Annotated in this window: 18 protein-coding genes; 14 read left to right on the top strand and 4 right to left on the bottom strand. The window is 66.2% G+C overall.

What is annotated here, in order from left to right:
• Positions 1-14: 14 nt before the first annotated feature.
• Positions 15-542 carry a hypothetical protein gene (locus ACWEKS_RS38440; protein ID WP_452344643.1) on the bottom strand — a complete coding sequence of 176 codons (528 nt, stop codon included), beginning with the start codon at positions 540-542 and terminating at the stop codon, positions 15-17.
• 173 nt (positions 543-715) lie between these two features.
• On the opposite strand from ACWEKS_RS38440, the gene ACWEKS_RS38435 reads away from it, so the two are divergent.
• On the top strand, positions 716-2446 hold the full coding sequence (locus ACWEKS_RS38435) for a hypothetical protein (RefSeq protein ID WP_452344642.1): 1731 nt from the start codon (positions 716-718) through the stop codon (positions 2444-2446).
• A 577-nt stretch (positions 2447-3023) separates the two neighbouring features.
• On the opposite strand, the gene ACWEKS_RS38430 is transcribed toward ACWEKS_RS38435, so the two are convergent.
• A complete protein-coding gene (locus ACWEKS_RS38430) occupies positions 3024-3749 on the bottom strand; it encodes a hypothetical protein (RefSeq protein ID WP_452344641.1) in 726 nt (241 codons plus the stop codon).
• A gap of 59 nt (positions 3750-3808) precedes the next feature.
• On the opposite strand from ACWEKS_RS38430, the gene ACWEKS_RS38425 reads away from it, so the two are divergent.
• The 3 genes from ACWEKS_RS38425 to ACWEKS_RS38415 all read left to right on the top strand — a co-directional run bounded on the left by ACWEKS_RS38425 (position 3809) and on the right by ACWEKS_RS38415 (position 6164).
• Positions 3809-4234 carry a bifunctional DNA primase/polymerase gene (locus ACWEKS_RS38425; protein ID WP_452344640.1) on the top strand — a complete coding sequence of 142 codons (426 nt, stop codon included), beginning with the start codon at positions 3809-3811 and terminating at the stop codon, positions 4232-4234.
• A 135-nt stretch (positions 4235-4369) separates the two neighbouring features.
• Positions 4370-4642 (top strand): hypothetical protein, encoded by a 273-nt coding sequence (locus tag ACWEKS_RS38420; RefSeq protein ID WP_452344639.1) that lies wholly within the window; start codon positions 4370-4372, stop codon positions 4640-4642.
• A gap of 316 nt (positions 4643-4958) precedes the next feature.
• The gene (locus tag ACWEKS_RS38415) at positions 4959-6164 is read left to right on the top strand and encodes a cytochrome P450 (RefSeq protein WP_452344638.1); all 1206 of its coding nucleotides are present in this window, start codon (positions 4959-4961) and stop codon (positions 6162-6164) included.
• Positions 6165-6229: 65 nt separating this feature from the next.
• Here the strand turns inward: ACWEKS_RS38415 and ACWEKS_RS38410 are convergent, their stop codons facing one another.
• Positions 6230-8044 (bottom strand): acyl-CoA dehydrogenase family protein, encoded by a 1815-nt coding sequence (locus ACWEKS_RS38410; RefSeq protein WP_452344637.1) that lies wholly within the window; start codon positions 8042-8044, stop codon positions 6230-6232.
• 522 nt (positions 8045-8566) lie between these two features.
• Here ACWEKS_RS38410 and ACWEKS_RS38405 point away from each other — a divergent pair.
• The 10 genes from ACWEKS_RS38405 to ACWEKS_RS38360 all read left to right on the top strand — a co-directional run bounded on the left by ACWEKS_RS38405 (position 8567) and on the right by ACWEKS_RS38360 (position 18026).
• Positions 8567-9097 (top strand): alpha/beta hydrolase-fold protein, encoded by a 531-nt coding sequence (locus ACWEKS_RS38405; RefSeq protein WP_452344636.1) that lies wholly within the window; start codon positions 8567-8569, stop codon positions 9095-9097.
• 134 nt (positions 9098-9231) lie between these two features.
• Positions 9232-9501, top strand: coding sequence for a hypothetical protein (locus tag ACWEKS_RS38400; protein ID WP_452344635.1), 270 nt, complete (start codon positions 9232-9234; stop codon positions 9499-9501).
• A gap of 878 nt (positions 9502-10379) precedes the next feature.
• Positions 10380-12215, top strand: coding sequence for a hypothetical protein (locus ACWEKS_RS38395; protein WP_452344634.1), 1836 nt, complete (start codon positions 10380-10382; stop codon positions 12213-12215).
• A gap of 144 nt (positions 12216-12359) precedes the next feature.
• Positions 12360-13343, top strand: a complete 984-nt coding sequence (locus ACWEKS_RS38390; RefSeq protein WP_452344633.1) for a hypothetical protein — start codon at positions 12360-12362, stop codon at positions 13341-13343.
• Between the two features lie 238 nt (positions 13344-13581).
• The gene (locus ACWEKS_RS38385) at positions 13582-14343 is read left to right on the top strand and encodes a DUF4158 domain-containing protein (RefSeq protein ID WP_452344632.1); all 762 of its coding nucleotides are present in this window, start codon (positions 13582-13584) and stop codon (positions 14341-14343) included.
• Positions 14340-14495: a hypothetical protein gene (locus ACWEKS_RS38380; protein WP_452344631.1), complete on the top strand. Its 156-nt coding sequence runs from the start codon at positions 14340-14342 to the stop codon at positions 14493-14495. The genes ACWEKS_RS38385 and ACWEKS_RS38380 overlap by 4 nt, the downstream gene beginning before the upstream one ends.
• Complete coding sequence (locus ACWEKS_RS38375; RefSeq protein WP_452344630.1) at positions 14492-14965, top strand: hypothetical protein; 474 nt, start codon at positions 14492-14494, stop codon at positions 14963-14965. The genes ACWEKS_RS38380 and ACWEKS_RS38375 overlap by 4 nt, the downstream gene beginning before the upstream one ends.
• A gap of 26 nt (positions 14966-14991) precedes the next feature.
• Positions 14992-15243: a Tn3 family transposase gene (locus ACWEKS_RS38370; protein WP_452344629.1), complete on the top strand. Its 252-nt coding sequence runs from the start codon at positions 14992-14994 to the stop codon at positions 15241-15243.
• Positions 15244-15758: 515 nt separating this feature from the next.
• Positions 15759-17486: a 2-succinyl-5-enolpyruvyl-6-hydroxy-3-cyclohexene-1-carboxylic-acid synthase gene (gene menD, locus ACWEKS_RS38365; RefSeq protein ID WP_452344628.1), complete on the top strand. Its 1728-nt coding sequence runs from the start codon at positions 15759-15761 to the stop codon at positions 17484-17486.
• An 84-nt stretch (positions 17487-17570) separates the two neighbouring features.
• Entirely contained in the window at positions 17571-18026 is a 456-nt protein-coding gene (locus ACWEKS_RS38360) for a hypothetical protein (protein ID WP_452344627.1), read from the top strand.
• Between the two features lie 44 nt (positions 18027-18070).
• On the opposite strand, the gene ACWEKS_RS38355 is transcribed toward ACWEKS_RS38360, so the two are convergent.
• Complete coding sequence (locus ACWEKS_RS38355) at positions 18071-18292, bottom strand: hypothetical protein (protein WP_452344626.1); 222 nt, start codon at positions 18290-18292, stop codon at positions 18071-18073.
• Between the last annotated feature and the right edge of the window lie 95 nt (positions 18293-18387).

The following is an 18387-nucleotide window of genomic DNA, read 5'->3' as shown; positions in this document are numbered from 1 at the left end:
ATATTTCAGGTTCGTTAGATGGTCGATGGTGGCAGGCGCACCGATCCTGCGTTCAAGCCGGTTGTCAGCGCCGAGTACGAGCCGCCAGGTGCCAGACGCAGTACCAGCTGTACTCCGCTGTAAGGGTTTCGCTTCCCCAGAGCAGGCCCGAATCTCGGCGAATGGCAGTACAGATATGCCAATCCGCCCACCACGGCACCGAAGCCCTCGGGATACTCGACCGCGTCGTCGCGAGAAGCAGGAATCCGCACCGCCACAACGTGATCGATCTCCGCCTCTAGCTCGACGATCTGCGCGGCTGCCAGCTCCCAGGCCGCAATGACGTCGTCCGGGTCCGTGCGCACGGCGGCGCTGCGACTGTGGGCTGCGACAAGCCCGGCCGCACACCGGTGCAGCGTATCGGGAAAGTAGGTTTCGTCGTCGCAATGGCGGTACTCGGCAAATGCCAGATGCAGCGCATGCCCGGTCGGGAGCTCGCCACACCACAAGCTCTCACGTCCCAGGTACCTCGCTGTCTCGTCGAGCGCTGCCGCGAACGTCATAGTCCGTCCTCCCTGCACGACCAGGTGACCGATGCGAGCCCGGCCCGCAGCGGCGGGCACCATGGAGTCGCTCGAATGTTGGTGACGGACAAGATACTTGCTCACTGCCGTGGCCGGACAATCTCCTGGTTTGTCGGGCGGCGACGGCGTGGGTGCAGCGATGGAGGACTGATATGGCGACGGGCCGCAAAGACCTGCCGGTCATCGAGTGGACGTTCGGCATCCCTACCGGCCCGTCAGGGTGGACCCTGCCCGATCAGGTGCGCGCACAGCTGCGGCTCGCGCACGATCTGCGTGAGGATCTGGTCACTATCCAGCACGACCATCAGCGCGCCGTCGACGCGGTGTGGTCGTCGTATCCTGCTGTGGCTCACGTGGAACGGCTGCTCGCCCAGGCCGAGCGCGCCGTCGCCGAAACGCTTGATCAGATCCGCGCTGAACGCATCCGCCAGCGCACAAAACACATTACCGGTGACCAGCCCGTCCGCTTGAAACACCAACGGGCAGAGGTCAAACGGCTCCGCCTGAGCTGGCGCGACCAGATCGCCGCCGTCAGCAAGGACGCCAAACCCCGCCACGCCGAGTTGTTCACCCAGTTGCAGGCCCGGCAGCGACAGTTGTACGCACCCTATTGCCAGGACGGAGACCTGTACTCGGCAACGTTCAACATGATCGTCCGGCAGCACAGGACTGCGGTGAATCGGATTGCCGGCCAACGTCGCCAGGGGCTGCCGGCCGCACTGCGGCATCACCACTTCGACGGCACCGGCACCCTGGCGGTGCAGCTACCCCGCGTGACGGGGCAGCCGCCGAACACCCCCGCTGTCGTGGCCGACCCAGCGGGCACATGCCGCAATCGGTTACAACTCCCGTGGATCGACCCCGCGGTCTGGGCGACCATGTCCCGCGCCGAGCAACGCGAAGCGGGGCGCGTCACCGTGCGAATGCGCTGCGGGCAACTCGATGGCGACAGGCAATGGATCACCTTCCCGGTGCAAGCACACCGCATGCTGCCCGCCGATGCCGATCTCACTGGCGCCGAGCTGACCATCACACGCGCCGCTGACCAGTTCCGGGCACGTCTAACCGTCAGCGCCCGCATCCCTCACCCGACACCGGTCACCGATGGCCCGACCGTCGCCGTGCATATGGGATGGCAGCACACCGATCTCGGCACTCAGGTCGCCACCTGGCAAGCCACCGAACCGCTCGAGGTCCCCCACGAGTGGAGCGACGTGCTGCGCGCGGCCCCCGACCGGATGACCGGAACCATCATCATGCCCGAGCACATCATGGACCGTGCCGATCGCACCCATCTCCTGCGTGCGGTCCGTGACCGAGACCTCAACCGGCTGCGCACACGTTTGGCAGCCTGGCTCACCGAGCACGGACCGCTGCTGCATCCAACCCAGGACGGGCAGGAATTGAGCGCCACCGAGGTGCGGCAGTGGCGGTCCTGGGCCCAGTTCGCCGAACTCGCCCGCGCGTGTACCGCTTCCGCCGAGCCCCCGGCCGGTGACAAGGCCGCCGACATCGTCGCCGTCCTCACCGCGCGCAAGCGCACCGACAGATCGAGGTGGCAAGAGCAGGAGGGCCTAAGGGGACGCGCTCTGCGCCGACGCAACGACGTGTGGGCCAACATCGCCGCGATCTTGGCCGGCCAGTGCGGACGGCTGGTTCTCGACGACACGCCGATCGCCGACATCCCCGGCTGGGAGTCGGTGATCGCGCGGCGCCGCGCTCTTGCGTCACCGGGACGGCTCCGGACCGCGATCACGACCGCATGCGCTCGCGACGGTGTGCCGACCGTGACTGTGCCGGGGTCGGGACTGACCCGCGATCCGGACCGGCCCGCGACCGAGCTGATGCTGGCGCGAGCTGAGGCGAAACGCCGGTCCGCGTGATACCGTTCCGCATGCCGAGCGATCACGGTTCGTGCTGAACTATCGGTCAGCAGCGAAACGCGAGAGCAGTGGCTGTGCCTGCGTGGGGGCTTCAAACCCGCGACGCGATGTTCGACTGGTACGCACTGCGGACGGCGAACCATACGCCGAACATCGAGCTGAACCGCACCGCCCGCGCACGCGAGCAGACGTCAGGATCAGCGAGAATCGGCAACAACTGAAAACGCCTGCGCCGGGGCGGAACACCGGCGACATACCGATCACCGCGACATACGCCGGTACCGGTCTGAAAAGTGCTGGCGAAAACGTCGTCGAGCGACAATCAGTCAGCAGCACCGCGATCCGCGCAAGCCACACGTCGTTGCTGCCCGGATCCACCCGGTCACCGGAGCCCGAAGGTCAGGCACCGCGCCGAGTGCCAACCTGCCTCCTCATCTTCAGCCACAGTGACAAGCCGTCAACCGGAACGTAATTCGATCGCCCACTGTCGTCCGATATCCCGTCAGCGGCGCCGCACCGCTTGCGGGTCGATTCAGACCAGACGATCCGAGGCCGGCTGAACCCACGATAACGCCGGTTACACGGCGGGGCCGTCGAGCCTGTACCCGTGGAACAGTCGCCCGCCGAACTGATCTAGGACCTCGGTGGCGGCATCGACCAACGGCCAAATCACACCGGAGGCAGCCGGTGCCACCGCCTCCGCCAGAGTCCGTGCGTAGGCCGTGCCCGCGTCCCGATCGAAAGCAGTCAGTTCGCGATGCAGCCATTTGCCGCTACCCGTCCAGCGTCTATTCCCAGTTAGCAGCAAGTCTGCCGCTGCCTGCCACAGGCAGGCCGCGATCATCAGCTGCTCGGCAACGTCTTGCGACCCCCTGAGATCGTCGATCAAATCGGTGATTCGATACCGGCACGATCGCAACTCCTTGTCCGTCAAAGGATCCGGACCCGAGTCCAACTGTTGTGCGCAGGATTGCTGTAAGCGTGCACCGCTGCCGTCGGCGTCATGCAGAACCTGTCCGTGCCCGATCAGCCGCAGGGTGTTCGGTCGGCGTGCCGCACGTTCCAGGGTGCGAAAATGTTCCAGAGACGCTTCGGTCTGCACGAAAAACTCCACAGGCCATCGGCTCGCGTAGATCGATTCACGGTAGACGGCCGACTGATCTGCCACCAGCACGGTGATATCCAAATCGGAAGTAGCCGTTGCTATTCCGAGTGCGACACTGCCACCCAGCCAAGCCGCCCGCGCCTGCGGAAATACCCGTCGGACCACTTGCCGTGCAACATCCACCCCGTCGACCGTCACCGCGCTAGTCTGACATCGAATCAACCGCGGCGACACATTGGCTGGCTGCGCCGCTGTGTATGGAGACCCTTGACCAGGTACGGCACCGCTGGTGCGAGGGCGACAACATCGGAATCGCCTGCCGCGCTTCCCGAATCGTCGGTTTGGATCTGGACGTCGACGGCGACGGTGCGGGTAGTCTCGCCGCCCTGGCCTGCGAACTGGGCCGGGACTGGCCCGATGCCTTCGCCGCGCGCACGCCGAGCGGGCGGCACCTGTACTTCCGAGTCGGGCCCGGCTGCACCGTGGCCAGTGTCTCCGGCGGCCGCTCACGGCTCGGGTCCGGGATCGACGTGCGCGGACCGGGCCGCCGCAACGCAACCCCCAACGCGGCCTTACTCTTTGGCCCAACGGCCGGTTGGCGCATCACACGTGTAGGCTGTTGGGCGAGCGAAAACGGGGGTTGCCATGATTATGCGGCACTGAACGACATCCGCAGCCTTTGACCGGACTGCGTACCGAACTCCGCAGCTCGCGGGCATATGCCCGCGAGCGGGTACCGGCCCCCGCGAGTAATTGGCCGACATGACCGGCCACAGCTGGGACAGCCTCGATGGCTGGTGGGACGACAGGACGACGAGATGAACACCGAACACGCCGAATCCGACAACAGCGCAACCAGCGACGACGCAACGGTCACGCAGGTCCCCGAAATTCTCGACGATCCCGAGACCCAACAGAAAATCATCGAAGCTTCTGAACTCCTCCTGAGCGACGACATCGACGACATCTACAGGGCAGAGATGTTGATCCAGTCGATCACGCCAGAGGAAGCGGCCGCCGCCTGGCCCTCGCCGGACAAGCAGCCTGCGGGCTCAAGCGAGGGCGATAGCGGATCAGCGCCACAAAGATAGGCGGCCTCCCAACGGCAGGGCGAGCCAGTGGGTCGCCGGATGGGTTGCACTGCAATCACTCCGGTCGCCAGAGTGGGGTACTGCGCCCCGGGGATGGCAGGCCCTGGATGATCGGCTTCAGTTGGCCACGCCTCACTGCCTGTGTACCTCGCTGGCCCAACGAGACGCGCGGCCGCCACCCGGATGCCGCGACAACCGCGAAACGTCCCGCGGCCCCGAATCTCGCTCTGACCGAATAGGCCTTGCGGGGAACGGTCATGCGCGCCACCGAATCTCGCAGCGCCGCCACCCACGGTCGTGAGTATGATCTAGCGACATGCAGCCTAGTGGGGAGTCCGGCCCCGACATCCTCGACCGAATCCCGGTGCCGCTGTACGCACCCGAGTTCGCCGCCGACCCGCACACCTTCTACGCCGCAATGCGCGAGAAGTTCGGTGCCCTTGCCCCGGTGGAACTTTCGCCCGGCATCGCCGCCACCCTGGTGATCGGCTACCGCACCGCGGTCATGATCAACAATGATTCCGACCGCTTCCCGGCCGATCCCCGTGTCTGGGAGCGAGACATTCCCGCCGACTGCCCGATCCTGCCCATGCTGCAGTACCGGCCGAACGCGTTGCGCAGCGCGGGCCACGAGCACGCGCGGTATCGCAAGGCCAGTGTCGACAGCATCGACGCGATCAACATGTACCAGGTCGACGCCGTGATCGAAGAGATCGTGATCCCCCAGGTCAATACGTTCTGCGCCGACGGCGAGGCCGACCTGATCAGCCAGTACGCCTTCCCGGTCACCTTCGCCTACCTCAATTCCATGGTCGGGTGCCCGGCCGATATCGGCGGGCAGGTCGCGCAAGGCATGGCGATGATGTTCGAAGGCAACTCGGCCGAGGAGGGTAACGCGCTGTTCGTGACCGCGCTCGGCAACCTGGTGAGCCTCAAAAGGCAGGAGCCGGGCGACGACGTCACCACCCGGCTGCTGGTCCACGCAGCGGATCTGACCGATGAGGAGCTGGTGCACCAGCTGGTGACGATCTACGGCGCCGGCATCGAGCCGCTGACCAACCTGATCGCCAACACGCTGCTGCTGATGCTCACCGACGAACGGTTCTCCGGAATGGCAGCGCTGACCACGCGGGATGCGTTGAACGAGTTGCTGTTCACCGACCCGCCGCTCGCGAACTTCGGGATCACCTATCCGTCGCGGCCGATGATGGTCGAAAAGGCGTGGCTGCCCGCCAATCAGCCGGTGGTCACCAGCATGGCGGCCTGCAACAACGACCCCGACATCGTGGGCCGCTACACCGGCAACAACGCGCATCTCGCCTGGGGCACCGGGCCGCATGCCTGCCCGGCCCAGGACGTCGCGTTCTCGGTCGCGCAGAACGCAATCGATCAGCTCTTCGACCGGCTGCCCGAACTCCGGCTGGCCAGCCCGGTCGACGAACTCGTCTGGCGGCCAGGGCCTTTCCATCGATCGCTGGCGAGCCTGCCGGTGGTTTTCCCGCCCGTCCTCTACCCGTTCTGACCGAACCTCGGGATGCCGCACTGACCGGCATCCCGAGCGTCTCTCAGTCGTGCGCGGCCGGGCCCTCAGCCGAGCCGCAGCGCGTTGGCGCACTGCTCGATATAGCTGTCCGAGTCGTACACCGTGCGCAAGGACCCGGTTTCGAGCTCGAAGGCCGCGACCAACTCGGTTAGGTGCGGAGCCAGCATCTCGTGCAGCTGGACACGCATGTCCCGCAACGGCTCTCGTGTCTTGGGCAACGGGCCGTCCGGAAGCAGGTCCGCGCCGTGCGCCAGGCACTGACGCACCGCGAAGAGGGTGAGCATGTTCTCCATCACCTGCCGCGAATCGGACGGCAGCTCGGCGGCACGCTCGGCCAGCCGCACCGCGGCACGATGGGCGGTGTGCGCGTCGGCGGCAGCCAGCGCCAGGTCATAAACCCGGTCCCAGCGGGCTTGCCGGTCGCCGGTGGTGTTCGCGTAGGCCTCGAGCGTGCGGTGCTGAAGGAACAGCGCGCGGGCGCCCATCCACTTCACCCAGCTGTCGGGGGTGTCGATATCGCAGGGCTCGAGCTCGTCCCAGCCATCCTGGGTCCACTCGTCGGGCCCGAGCAACCGACGGTAACCCGCCAGCAGGGCGATCACGTAGCTGTCCCCTTCGGCGGTGGCTGCGGCATCGCGCAGGGCCCGGTATTCCACGATCTTGTTGTGGGCGAATACACCCTGGGCGCCGAGCCGGTCGCGGACCTCGTCACACACCCGCATCGCGGTGGAGGTGGCGAAGTACTTGGTCAGTGACACCAGGTCCGTCAGCGCCGGACCCTGCTCGTCGTCTTCGGCGTCGATGACGGCGGTGAAGCTGTCCACGGCGATCTCCACCGCGGAGGTGGCGAGATAGGTATCGACCACCGCCTCCACCAGCGGGGCGTAGTGTGCCGGCACCTGTAGCAGCGGGACACGCCCGCCCGCCATGCTTGCGATGTCGCGCTGCGCGGATTGTCGTACGGCGATCGACACCGCGGCCCGCGACACCGCCGCGGCCATGCCCGAAATGCATAGGCGACCCACACGCACCCGGCTGATGGCACGCCACACCTGGTTGTCGCGCGGGATCGGCGAGATCAGCTCACCGTTGGCATCGATGCGGGTTCCGGTGTGCGACAACAGGCATTCGCGCGACACCCGGACATTGTCGAAGCGGGTCATGGCGTTATCCATGCCCAGCCCCGGCTTGTCGGGCATGCGACGGATGGTGAGACCGGATCGCACGTGTCCGTTGGCATCGCACATCCACACCAGGAACGGGTACACGCCGTGCGCGGTCTCGCCGATGATCAACCGCGCGAACACGATTCCGAATCGTGCGACGCCCGCGACCGGCGGCGCGGCGGTCGTTGGCATGAACTTGATCGCCGCATCGGTCGGGGTGTTCAGGACGAAGCCACCACCGTCGGCGGGGTCGTACACTGCGGTCGTCTCGAGATTGTTCAGGTCGCTGCCGTGGCCGACCTCGGTGAGCACATAGGCACCGACCGCACGACCCGCCAGCAGCTCCGTCAGTGCCGTGTCCACTTCGCCGGTGCGCGAATGCTGTTCGAGCAGTGTGCCCAGCACCAGGTTTACCTGTACGGTCAGCAGGGCCCCCAGGTGGGGATCGACGACCGTGGACTGCTCGTGCAGGGTCAGGCACTCGCGCAGATCCGACACCGTCTCCACCGCCGAGAGGCTCGGCAGCAGTCGCAGGTACCGCTCGTAGGCACGGGCACCGGGGTCCTTGGTGGCAGCCCACCAATCTTGGTCGAAACCTTCTTCGCCGAACAGCTTGTTGTACCGCTGCGCTGCGGCGCGCCGGCCGCCGAACAACGAGTCCGCGAAACTATCCACATTGCTGTGAGAGACCATGACTCTGCCTTCTCTTCCACTCATTACCGATTCCAAGGGACTTATCGTGCGCCACTTGGCATTACGCATGGCCCGGTAGCCGGGGGTACCCAGTGACCGAAACCAGCGGAAGCTGTTGGTTGATCGGGAGTCAGCGGCCCGATGAAGTGGCCTGTCGAGAGTTCAACCCATCGCCCACCTTCGGGCGGCATCGCCTGTCGACCGGCCATCGAGGAAAGTCGTCCGCGCCATCACCCCAAGCTGCGACCCCGAAGGAGCCACAGTGTTGCGGTAGGACAACGTAGACACGAAACAGATTGTGACACAAAGTCCTTCAAATCGAGTTATGTAAGTTTGGATCACCGGTCGCCTCACCCTCGCGACCAGGTCCGATCAGGCCGCTGACCACCGGCCGCACGTCGACGCGCTCCGCGGGATGGGCCACATCTACCAGCAGCAGGGGTGGACGTTGCTTGGCAAATAGCCGGAGTTGTTCACCACCAAGCGAGGCGCTGCGAAGCTCGGACAGGCCTGACGCAGCGCATGCGCGGGGGCACCGCGGCCGCGACGACCGCCGGGGTCGTCGGTGTTTCGATGAGCGCAAGTGCTGCCCTGATGCTTGCCGCCTACCATCGCGACCAATTTGCCTGCGCGGCAGCACTGTCAGGATTCCTGAATTGGCACCTTGCCTGGTGGCTTCGACGCTGCTCGCTTCATGACTCCCGCGGCCGGCCTCGACCCGATCTGTCCAACACCACCAGAAGGCATCGCCCGGTGGCGCCGGACGGATCCGTGCGCCGTTGGCTCCGCACTGAGAGGATTGCCCATGTATATCCGCAACCATCGGGCCTGCCCGATGGTTGCGATGCCGACTGCGCGACAGGTGCATTGGGTACAGCGGCGATCGAGGCCCTAGCGTCTGATGCGACGAAGAGCTTTCAGCCCAGAGTCGAGCCTCTGTCTATCACTTCAGCCTTCCACTACCCCAGCACCAGAGCGCATTCGCGGAGGTCCTGGTCGAATGCGCTTGCGGCAGCGCGACCGACAGTCCTGGCCGCTTTGATCGAGAGCTGATGGGCGGCTATGTTTTTGGGTACAAGAACTTGCATGTAAGTCGGCGTGTCTGCTCGACCAAGCGACGGGTGCCCGGCAGGATCGCAGTTGTTGTCCCCAAGAACCATCGGGGCGAATTGGCAAGGAGGGGCAAGATGGCAGGCAGAGAGGCTCAGGGCCGCGCAACCCGAGGCAAAAATGCCGGTGGTCGAGTTGGTCGCAAGTCGCTCGGAGATCGCAGTGAGACCAAGCTCCGTTGGCCTGAGGAGATTGACCTCCAGCAGCTCGCGAGGGAGCACGGCTACACCAGTGCTAACCAGTTCCTGTCGGACTGGATTTGCCTCAAGGCAAACCGGCCAGAACTGGCGAGTCCGAAGGCATCCCAGCAGATCCTGGATCTGGGAGACCTTGCCGTCGTGTCATAACAGCTTGATAAAGCCAACTACATAGAACGCCAGAAACCGTGAAGCCCTGGCCGATGGCCAGAGCTTCACGGGTGGGTCGTAGATCCGGGATGCCGCCCGCTTCGACCTCCGTCCACTTCCGGCCGCATCTTCACCCTCACGGAGTCGCAACCAACGAGGTGTGAAGTTACAACCATACGAGAGGACCGTCCATGGACAGTTCTGAGGATATCGCATGTCCTCATCCCCAAGGACCACGCAACGCGCGAGTGTCGCAAACTGTCGACCAGCGCGACCCGACAGTGCGAGCCACGTCGATCTCCCCCTGCGGGGTAACCAATGAGTCATATCGCGCTTGTTGACAGCGCTGAGGGCAGTTTCTGTATGGCACCGTCGAGCCGCCACGAATTCTGCGCATCGGAGCATGGGCAGGTTTCAGTGCGTCAGATCGGCCGTCGCCAATTCGGCCGCCCATTGCGCTACGTAAGGCCCACGGCTGCCTGGCCATTGCCTCCATCGCCCGTGCGACGGACTTCGTTCGTCAACTAACCAAGGAGGCGTGAACCAGAGTGCTCTCTACCTCACCGATCGAATACGTGAGGAGATCACGCCAGAACTAACTACCGCTACGACATGGGCCAACTAAACGGAGGCATCACGGCAACCCGTCAGACTCCTCCCCGGGAAGGGAGGCTTGGACGGTTAGAAGACGAAGGCCAGAGTGCGGGAACACTCTGGGCCCCAAAACTTTGGCGGGGACGAGCGGGAACTCGTCAGCCGCGTTGCCACCATCTACCGCGGAGGCTGCATTGGGATGCAGGTCCGAGGGTAGCGCACGCCCTCATATCGATTCCACCCCTGTCGCGAACGACACGCCGTCCGTGTCGATTTCGCCTGGGATGACACTGCTCAGCGCATGTGCGCGCGAGAGCGCGGAGCAGCACACGCAAAACACCATCGGTACCTATGACGCCGCCACGACGGAGTTCCTGGCCTCGCTCGACGAGGCGATGTACACCGGCAAGTGGCTGCTGATCGATGCCGACAACCAGAAGATCCGATGGGTCAAGACACTGACCGACGCCCGCGACGCGGTCGCGGCGGGCCGGGCATGCACGCTGGCCGGCCACCTGAATCCGGGGATGCTGGGTGCCGACATCGACCCCGACCCGGACCAGGCGGTGCTGGGTGACGTGTGCGCCGAGGCACTGGTCGCCTGGTGTGTGGAGCATCGGCTGCAGTACGTCACGCGGCGTTCCGGGCGGCCGGGCGGATGGCACGTGTACGCGGCCACCCGGACACCGCTGCAGGCTGAGGCGTGGGGGCGGGTGTGTGCGAGTCTGAGCAAGAAGCTCGGCATCACTGTCGATGACCGCACCGGCCAGGTGATCCGGACACTGACCGCGCCGCATCGGCGGGGCCTGCCGAGTCCGGTGATCAGCTGCACCCTGACCCCGGCTGTCGTCGCGGCCGCGGTGCCCCCGCGCACTCGCGCGAAGTCCGTTGTCCGCGCGAGTGTCCGGAAGACGCGCAATCGGGGCGGGGACTCGAGCCGCTCGGCGGCCGAGTACGGGCGCTCGTGCGCGATAGCGCGCGCGGGCTACACCGGGGCGCAGGCGTGGAAACTGATCAGCGGTCCCGGCACGAAATCCCAACGCAGCGAACGATGGTGGCGACGCTACATCTGGCTGCCCGCGGTCACCATCGCCGCCGCCGAGAACGGCCTGTCCGAGGCCGAGGCCTGGCAGGCGGTACTCGAGGCCTGCCCCGCCCGGTTCGCGCGGGTCACATTTCGATGGTGGAAGCCGCTGTGGTGCAAGGCGCTGCAGGAGGCCGTGCAGGATCACCCGCGCCGACGGCGCATCGATGAGGTGCCGGTACAGCGGGATCCGGAGATCGAGGACCGGATCGCGCAGGTGCGCCGCGGCCTGGACGCCGCCGACCGTCTGCTCGTCGGCACGCGGATGCGCCGGGACCGTATGCAGGGCATCAAGACCGTGCTCTACCACCTGGCACCGATCCTGGTGACCCGCGACGGGTCGATCAGCATCCGGGATCTGGCCCGGGCCACCAGGCTGGACGACAAGACCGTGCGCCGCGCCCGCGACGCCGCCATCGAGGCGGGCCTGCTGGTCTTCGCACGGCGGTACGGGGGCGGAGCCAAGAGCTGCGACACCTTCGCGGTGACCCCGCTCGTCGAAACCGAGATCCAGCGCGCCCGTTCAGAAAACTCCCCCATTAGCTATAGCACCCCCTCCCCGACGGCTCCCCGCGGGCGCTGCAACGCCGCCAAACCGGACCGCCGGCACGGCTACGAACGCAAGGTGTGGGCGCTGCTGAACGACGCGCTGGCCCAGCTCGGTCCGGGAGAGCGCTTGGCCACCAGCAACACGCGGCCGGCGAAGCTGCTGCGCTCGATGTGGGCTCAGCGCCGCTGGTTCCGAGAGATGAACGTCGCCGAGCAGGAGGCGCGGCTTGCGGCACGCCGCAAGCTCCTGCGGGGTCTCGAACCCGCCGATCTCCGCGCCTGGCTGCTGTGGCTCGAACAGCGCGAACGCATCACCAACGCCTGCGACCGGATACTCGCCGGCTTCCCCGACCCCTACGACGGCCACCTGCTCGAGCACGCACCGATGACGATCTACCGGGGAATGCGTGACCCGGTCTGGCGCACAGGCGGAACCAAGATCGCAACCCAGCCGGTCCAGGTGTTTGAAAGGACGACTGCAGCCTAGCTTTTTTTACAGCAGCGCTTCAATACTGCTGTAAAAATTTGTCTGCCGTTTGTGTCGGCACGCCCTGCCATCCTGGTGTCACCACCTGGCAGCGAAGAGAGAGGCCCGGTCACCATGGCAAGCAGTGGTGTCATTGCCCGAGTCGTGCTGTGCGAGCGCGGACCGGCGGCCAACAATGAAGCGCTGAAGCGATTTTCACAGGACCTGGCACGTGGCTACATCGGCGACCGCTTGTTGTCGGAAGGTACGCGAGCCACCTACTACCGCCACGTTCGGGGGTTCCTGAACTGGCTGAGCGACAACGCATTCGAGATAGAGACCGGCTGCATCACCCATCCCGAGGCATTCGCCGATGACGAGGGTCGACGTCGGGCCGTTCGACAGTACCGTGACGCGGAGCTGGTCGAGCACGGGCTCGCCGAGTCGACCGTGAGCGGGATGCTCCGGGCGGTGGACCTGTTCTATTACTGGCTGGGCTTCACCACGCGACTGAACGTGCCACGGCCTAAGCCCGGCAAGCGTCCACTGGAGGTCCTCGACCGGCATCAGTACAGTGCGGTGCTGCGCAGCGCTGCCAGCCGTAGTGAACGCGATATCGCCTTGGCGGCACTGATTCTCGATGTCGGGCCGACTGTCGATCAACTGGTTGCCCTTGTTGCGGCCGACCTGCGCTTGGACCCGAGACACAACACCGGGCAGCTCTGCTGTCGACGTTCGGACGGCGAGCCCGTTTGGCGGCCTCTGCGGCCGGGAACGGTCACGGTACAACGACGCTGGCTGCAGCGCCGCCGCGCGCTGCTCGGAGGCCGACAGGTATCGGCGCTGTTCCTCAACCTCAACGAGCAACCCACCGCGCTCACCGGCCGCGGCCTGCATTTCGTCGTCCAAGAGATCGGTGCCCAGGAAGGCCTGGTCATCTCACCCCGCACCCTGCGAAACACCGCACGCGAGCGGATACCCGACACCGAGCTGGACTCCGACACACTGGCCGACCTGCTAGGCCCGCACCCGACCACTCCGCCGCCAGAACCCGAACCGACAGAACAGGTCCGGCGGCGCCACTGGCGCAACCCGCGGACCGCTCCCCCGCCGCCGCTGCAGCTGGATCTCGGTCGCGACCCTGGGTAGCCCGAGCCCGGGTGGCGCGGATGCAGCGACTGACCGGCCTGTATCCCCCCACGACACGGATCGACCGAGGTCCTCGGTGCGACCGCGGAACAATGAACGGGGTTCTGGACTGGTAGCGAGCTGGTTTCGTGCTCAGGGTGCGGATTTGGGCCGGTAGTGCTTGGCTTGGCGCTGATGGGGTTGGTCGGCGTGGTGGAGGTCGGGTTTCGGGGCGAACGCGGGTGTTCGCGGACGAAAGTTGACGCGGCTGCGGGAGTTCCCGGAGATCAGCCGCGAAGAGCTGTACCGGTTCTTCGGGCTCACCCGGCCGATATCGCGTTCCTCACGCCAGGTCGGGGGGCGTGGGCCGACGGAGCGGCTGGGTTTGGCAGTGGCGTTGTGCACGCTTCCGTGGTTGGGGTTCGTGCCGAACAAGGAGTCGACGGCGCCGCCGGTGGCGGTAGCCCGGTTGGCTGCTGAGCCGAATGTCGATGCGGGCGTGATCGGTTCCCACGGACATCGAGCACAGACACGGACCGATCACCTGCGTCTGGTGGCCCAGTATCTGGGCTGGCGGGGCCCAGGGACGATGGAGCTGAAGGAGCTGGACGAGTTCCTGCTGGCACGGGCGATGGAACACGATTCTCCGACGCTGCTGTTCCGGCTGGCGTGTGAGTATCTGATCTCGGCGAAGGTGATCCGGGCGGGCCCGGTGGTACTTGTTGAGCACGACGCTCACGCCCGTGAGCAGGCCCAGCGGGAAACCTATGACCGGCTGGCGCACGAGCTCACCCCGAAGTGGTGCGCGGAGCCGGACGGGTTGCTGGTCACCGATGTCTCGCTGACAATGTCGCGGTTGCGGTGGCTTGCGGCCGGGCCGGTGGAGGCGTCCGCTGCGGCGGTGAAGGCCGAGGCCGACAAGCTCCGGTTCCTGCGCACCCTGGGTGCGGACCGTTTGGACATGTCGGTGCTGCCTGCCGAGCGCGGCGCCGGTTTTTGGCCACGATGGGCCGGCGGATGACCAGCCAGGCGCAGGAGCGGCGGGATCCGCAGCGGCGGCATCCGATCCTGCTCACGGTGCTGGCGCAGTCGGCCGCCGATGTGCTCGATGAGGTGGTCGCGTTGTTCGATCAGGCGATCTCGGCGAAATTCGGCGCCGCCGAACGCCGATGAAAGACGAGCTGGCCGAACGCGGCCGTTCCGGTGAGGACCGGCAAGCCCTGCTGGACGAGTTGCTGGCGATAGTCACCGACGTACAGAGTGCCGATGAACAGATCGGCGGCCTGATCCGTGGCGACCGGATCGGGTGGGAACGGTTACGGGCGATAGCACAGGCCAAGCCCCGGCTGCCGCGTGATCACGGGCATCTGGCCGCCTTGAGTACTTCGTACTCCTATCTGCGGCAGTTCACCCCGGCTGTGCTGTCGAGCGTCGGGTTCGCCGGTGGTACTGCGGCGACCGAGCTGCTGATCGCGGTGGCGATGCTGGAGCTGAACGCCACCGGCCACCGCAAGGTGTTCGACGAAGCTCCGACCGGGTTCGTGCCGGCCAAGTGGCGTGGCTACCTCAAGCAGGCCCGCGGCTCCGGCGATCCCACCGCCTACCGGCACTATTGGGAGCCGTGTGTTGCTCGACTTGCGTGACGGGCTGTGCACCGGGGACGTGGTATGTGCGGAAGAAGACGCTGCACGCGGCCAACCTGGCGATCATCGACTACCACCAAAGGCTGCCGCTCACCGCGACTTTCGGCGGCGGCACCCTGTCCTCCAGCGACGGACAGTGGTTCCCGACCCGCGGCATCTCGACCACTGCCCGCACGGTCCCGCATTTCTTCGCCGATCAGGGCCTGTCGACCTACACCCACGTCACTGATCGGCACACCACGGCCCGTGAGGTCCATCGGCGCGAAATCCGGCGCTAGCCAACGAGGCAACGCTCTGACCAGGTGCTTTTCCAGCGGCCAGCCCAAATCTGAGAAATCCGGCGCTAGCGAGTTACGACCGCGCATAGCCGCACACTATGTGCGACAACTCGGACACCGACCTGGGCGGATGCACCGCATAGACAGTGCTGACTCGCGAAACTATCTGCGGTAGCGGGCTTACCGCCGGATCCGGCGGACTTGGCCCTCACCACCCGGTGAGATGATCTCAGCCCCTTGCGCTTCAGAGCGCTCGCGCTGGCCGGTTCGGTCAGCGCGGTATGCGCTATGAGAGCTCACTTGTGTCAACTGATGCCAGCATCTGGTTTGCATAGCCGACGTCCGAGCCCAGTCGAGTGGCCAAACTGGGGTGACCGAAGATTTGCACGTCGAGGGAAGTAGCATCCGACCATGCAAGCCGATCTCGACGGGCCGTCCGGCGCCGGTTGGATGACCAGTAGCAGTGACAGCGTCGGGGTAAGTCTTCTGTGAGCAGTTCTTCACTTCATCGATCGATGCCATCGGTCATTTCTTCGGTGGTCATCGACGAACTCGTCCGCAACGGCGTGAAATGGTTCGTCTATTGTCCCGGTTCACGTAACGGGCCGCTGGGATTCGAACTCGCGCGGCGGGCGCGGGCCGGTGAGATCGAGCTGCAGGTCCGGCTGGACGAGCGGTCGGCGGCCTTCGTGGCGTTGGGGATCACCAAGGCGACCGGCATTCCAGCGGTCGTGGTGACGACATCGGGCACCGCGGTGTCCAACCTGCTGCCGGCGGTCACCGAGGCGAACTATTCGGACCTGCCGCTGGTGCTGGTCACCGCGAATCGGCCGCCGGAGGCGCTGGGCACCGGGGTGTCGCAGACGGTGCAACAGACCGGTCTGCTTGCCTCGCAGGTTCGGCACGTGCAACAGCTCTGGTCCGGCGCGTCGATGGACACCGAGCAGAACGCCGTCCTGCGTTCACAGGTGTGCCGCGCGCTGGGAATCGGCACCGGGCGGCTGGTCGGGCGTCCCGGTCCGGTACAGATCGACGTCCCATTGTCCTCCGGACAACCGCCGACAGCCGAAAACGACTGCCCCGGCGGACGACCCGGCGGCGCACCATGGATTCGCATGCCCGAACTCGCGAGCCCGGTTCCCGCGCCCTCACACGAGGTCGAGCTGAGCCGCTCGACAGTGGTCATCGCCGGTGACGGCGCCGATCCGACCTGCCTGCCACCGCATCTGCCCTGCATGGCAGAGCCGACCGTCGCCGTGGACGACCGGAAACGCCTGCACCCCTGGGTACTCGACTACGTGCAGCCCGAGCAGGTGCTGATCTACGGCCGCCCGACCCTGCACCGCAACGTCGGACAGCTACTCGCCCGTCCCGAGGTCCGCACCGTGCTGGTCGGCGGAGGCGGCGACTGGGTGTATGCCGCGCCCGATATCGAAGTCCTGTCCCGGAATCCGGTGTTCCGCAGCGAGGCCGCACCCGCGTGGATCGCCGAACTCGAACTGGCCGACGCAGCCGTGCGCCGCCAATGGACCCACGCCCTCGACGAATCCACCTGTCGCCGTACCGGTCTCGGCGTCGCATGCACGGTACTCGGTGCGCTGCGGGCCGGGGACCTGCTGTGGCTCGGGGCATCCAACCCGATCCGCGATGTCTCACTGGCCAGTGTCGTGCCCGCCGGTGTCGAGGTGCTGTCCAATCGCGGCGTCGCGGGCATCGACGGAAACGTCAGTGCCGCAGTGGGAGCCGCGCTGGCCGCACCCGATCGCACCGTCATCGCACTGCTCGGCGACCTGACCTTCGCCTACGACGCGTCGGGGCTGCAGGCCGGGCAGCTGGAGCAGGCGCCCGACAATCTGATCATCGTGGTGTCCAACGACGCCGGCAGCGGCATCTTCGAGCTCCTCGAACAGGGACACCCCCGATACCGCGACGAGCCCTACGGCGACACCTTCGAACGGATCTACGGGACACCGCAGCATCTCGACATCGCCCACCTGTGCCGCGGCTACGGCGTCGCGCACCGGAACGTCGACATCGATGACCTCGACGTCGCGCTGCGACAGGCCCGGTTCACGCGCCGCCGCTCGGTGCTCGAAATCCCGGTCGCCCGAACCGGTTTGCGCGACGTGCACGCCGGTATCCGGCAGGCGATCGACACCTCCTTCGCTACCACCGCCGTCCTCGTGCCCACGGCTTCCGAACCGTCCGGAGATCTCGAGTACTCCCGATGCAACACACATTGACCGCCATTCCCCTGACACCCTTCGTCGTACCCACGGATCCGGACACTGCGATCTACCGCTGCAAGTCACAGTTCTTGTGTCGTTTTGGGGTACACCTACCTCCACACCGCACCGGCGCTACCCGACGACCAGCGGCCCATGCCCGATATCGCGGTCTACGACGAACTTCTGCATCAGCAGCGCGACACCGCTCCGTCCGCTGCGAGCGAGATCTCCACGCCCGCACCAGAACCCGCGCCGCCGCACAGGCGGCGGTCGGGTTCGCGTGCCGCGCAGGCGGAGTCGCGGCGGAAGCGGTGGCTGCGCCCGGAAGTGCCGGTGCGGGAGCTGGTCACCCTCACCCGCGACCCGGACACCGGCGACCACCGCGTCACCGACGGCGAGGAGTACCTCGGCCAGATCGCCCGCGAGGTCACCGCGACCGGGCGCCGCGGGCGATGGCGAGCCCTTGACCCGCACAACACGGTCCTGCGCGGCGGGCCGTGGGACACCATCGACGAAGCCCTGACCGCGCTCCTGGCCCACCACCTCCAGCAGTAGGAGTCGTGACGGCCTCGGGAGTCTTTGTCTCCCGGGGCTGTCCGTCAGAGCAGCCAGGACGCCAGGTGCGAGATCAGGATCGCGGAGAAGAACAGCCCGGCGAACCCGAGTGGCAGCATCCACCACCGCAGGCGGCTCTCCTCGCGCAGGGGCTTCGGCAGAGCACCGGAAGCGCGCAGGGCGCGGATCTCATCCAGGGTAGTCGACCAGTCACAAGATCGACGTTTACCGAGAGGAAGCGCCGCCGACCAACTATGGGCCCCCATCCGGCAGACAGACGTCCGCTGATCGATCTGCTCACAGAACAGTCGCGTCGTCGGGTGACAAAAAGCGTTACTCAGCCCGAGCGTGGGCAGACGAC

The sequence above is a fragment of the Nocardia sp. NPDC004711 genome, from assembly GCF_053601595.1.
This window is presented reverse-complemented; position numbering and strand designations above follow the sequence as displayed.

Excerpts from the sequence above, each read along its gene's own strand:
- ACWEKS_RS38400 (WP_452344635.1), top strand. The coding sequence starts at position 9,232 with ATGGCAGGCAGAGAGGCTCAGGGCCGCGCAACCCGAGGCAAAAATGCC.
- ACWEKS_RS38415 (WP_452344638.1), top strand. The coding sequence starts at position 4,959 with ATGCAGCCTAGTGGGGAGTCCGGCCCCGACATCCTCGACCGAATCCCG.
- ACWEKS_RS38380 (WP_452344631.1), top strand. The coding sequence starts at position 14,340 with ATGACCAGCCAGGCGCAGGAGCGGCGGGATCCGCAGCGGCGGCATCCG.
- ACWEKS_RS38420 (WP_452344639.1), top strand. The coding sequence starts at position 4,370 with ATGAACACCGAACACGCCGAATCCGACAACAGCGCAACCAGCGACGAC.
- menD (WP_452344628.1), top strand. The coding sequence starts at position 15,759 with ATGCCATCGGTCATTTCTTCGGTGGTCATCGACGAACTCGTCCGCAAC.
- ACWEKS_RS38435 (WP_452344642.1), top strand. The coding sequence starts at position 716 with ATGGCGACGGGCCGCAAAGACCTGCCGGTCATCGAGTGGACGTTCGGC.
- ACWEKS_RS38375 (WP_452344630.1), top strand. The coding sequence starts at position 14,492 with ATGAAAGACGAGCTGGCCGAACGCGGCCGTTCCGGTGAGGACCGGCAA.
- ACWEKS_RS38425 (WP_452344640.1), top strand. The coding sequence starts at position 3,809 with ATGGAGACCCTTGACCAGGTACGGCACCGCTGGTGCGAGGGCGACAAC.
- ACWEKS_RS38355 (WP_452344626.1), bottom strand. The coding sequence starts at position 18,292 with ATGGGGGCCCATAGTTGGTCGGCGGCGCTTCCTCTCGGTAAACGTCGA.
- ACWEKS_RS38395 (WP_452344634.1), top strand. The coding sequence starts at position 10,380 with ATGACACTGCTCAGCGCATGTGCGCGCGAGAGCGCGGAGCAGCACACG.
- ACWEKS_RS38405 (WP_452344636.1), top strand. The coding sequence starts at position 8,567 with ATGCGCGGGGGCACCGCGGCCGCGACGACCGCCGGGGTCGTCGGTGTT.
- ACWEKS_RS38440 (WP_452344643.1), bottom strand. The coding sequence starts at position 542 with ATGACGTTCGCGGCAGCGCTCGACGAGACAGCGAGGTACCTGGGACGT.
- ACWEKS_RS38410 (WP_452344637.1), bottom strand. The coding sequence starts at position 8,044 with ATGGTCTCTCACAGCAATGTGGATAGTTTCGCGGACTCGTTGTTCGGC.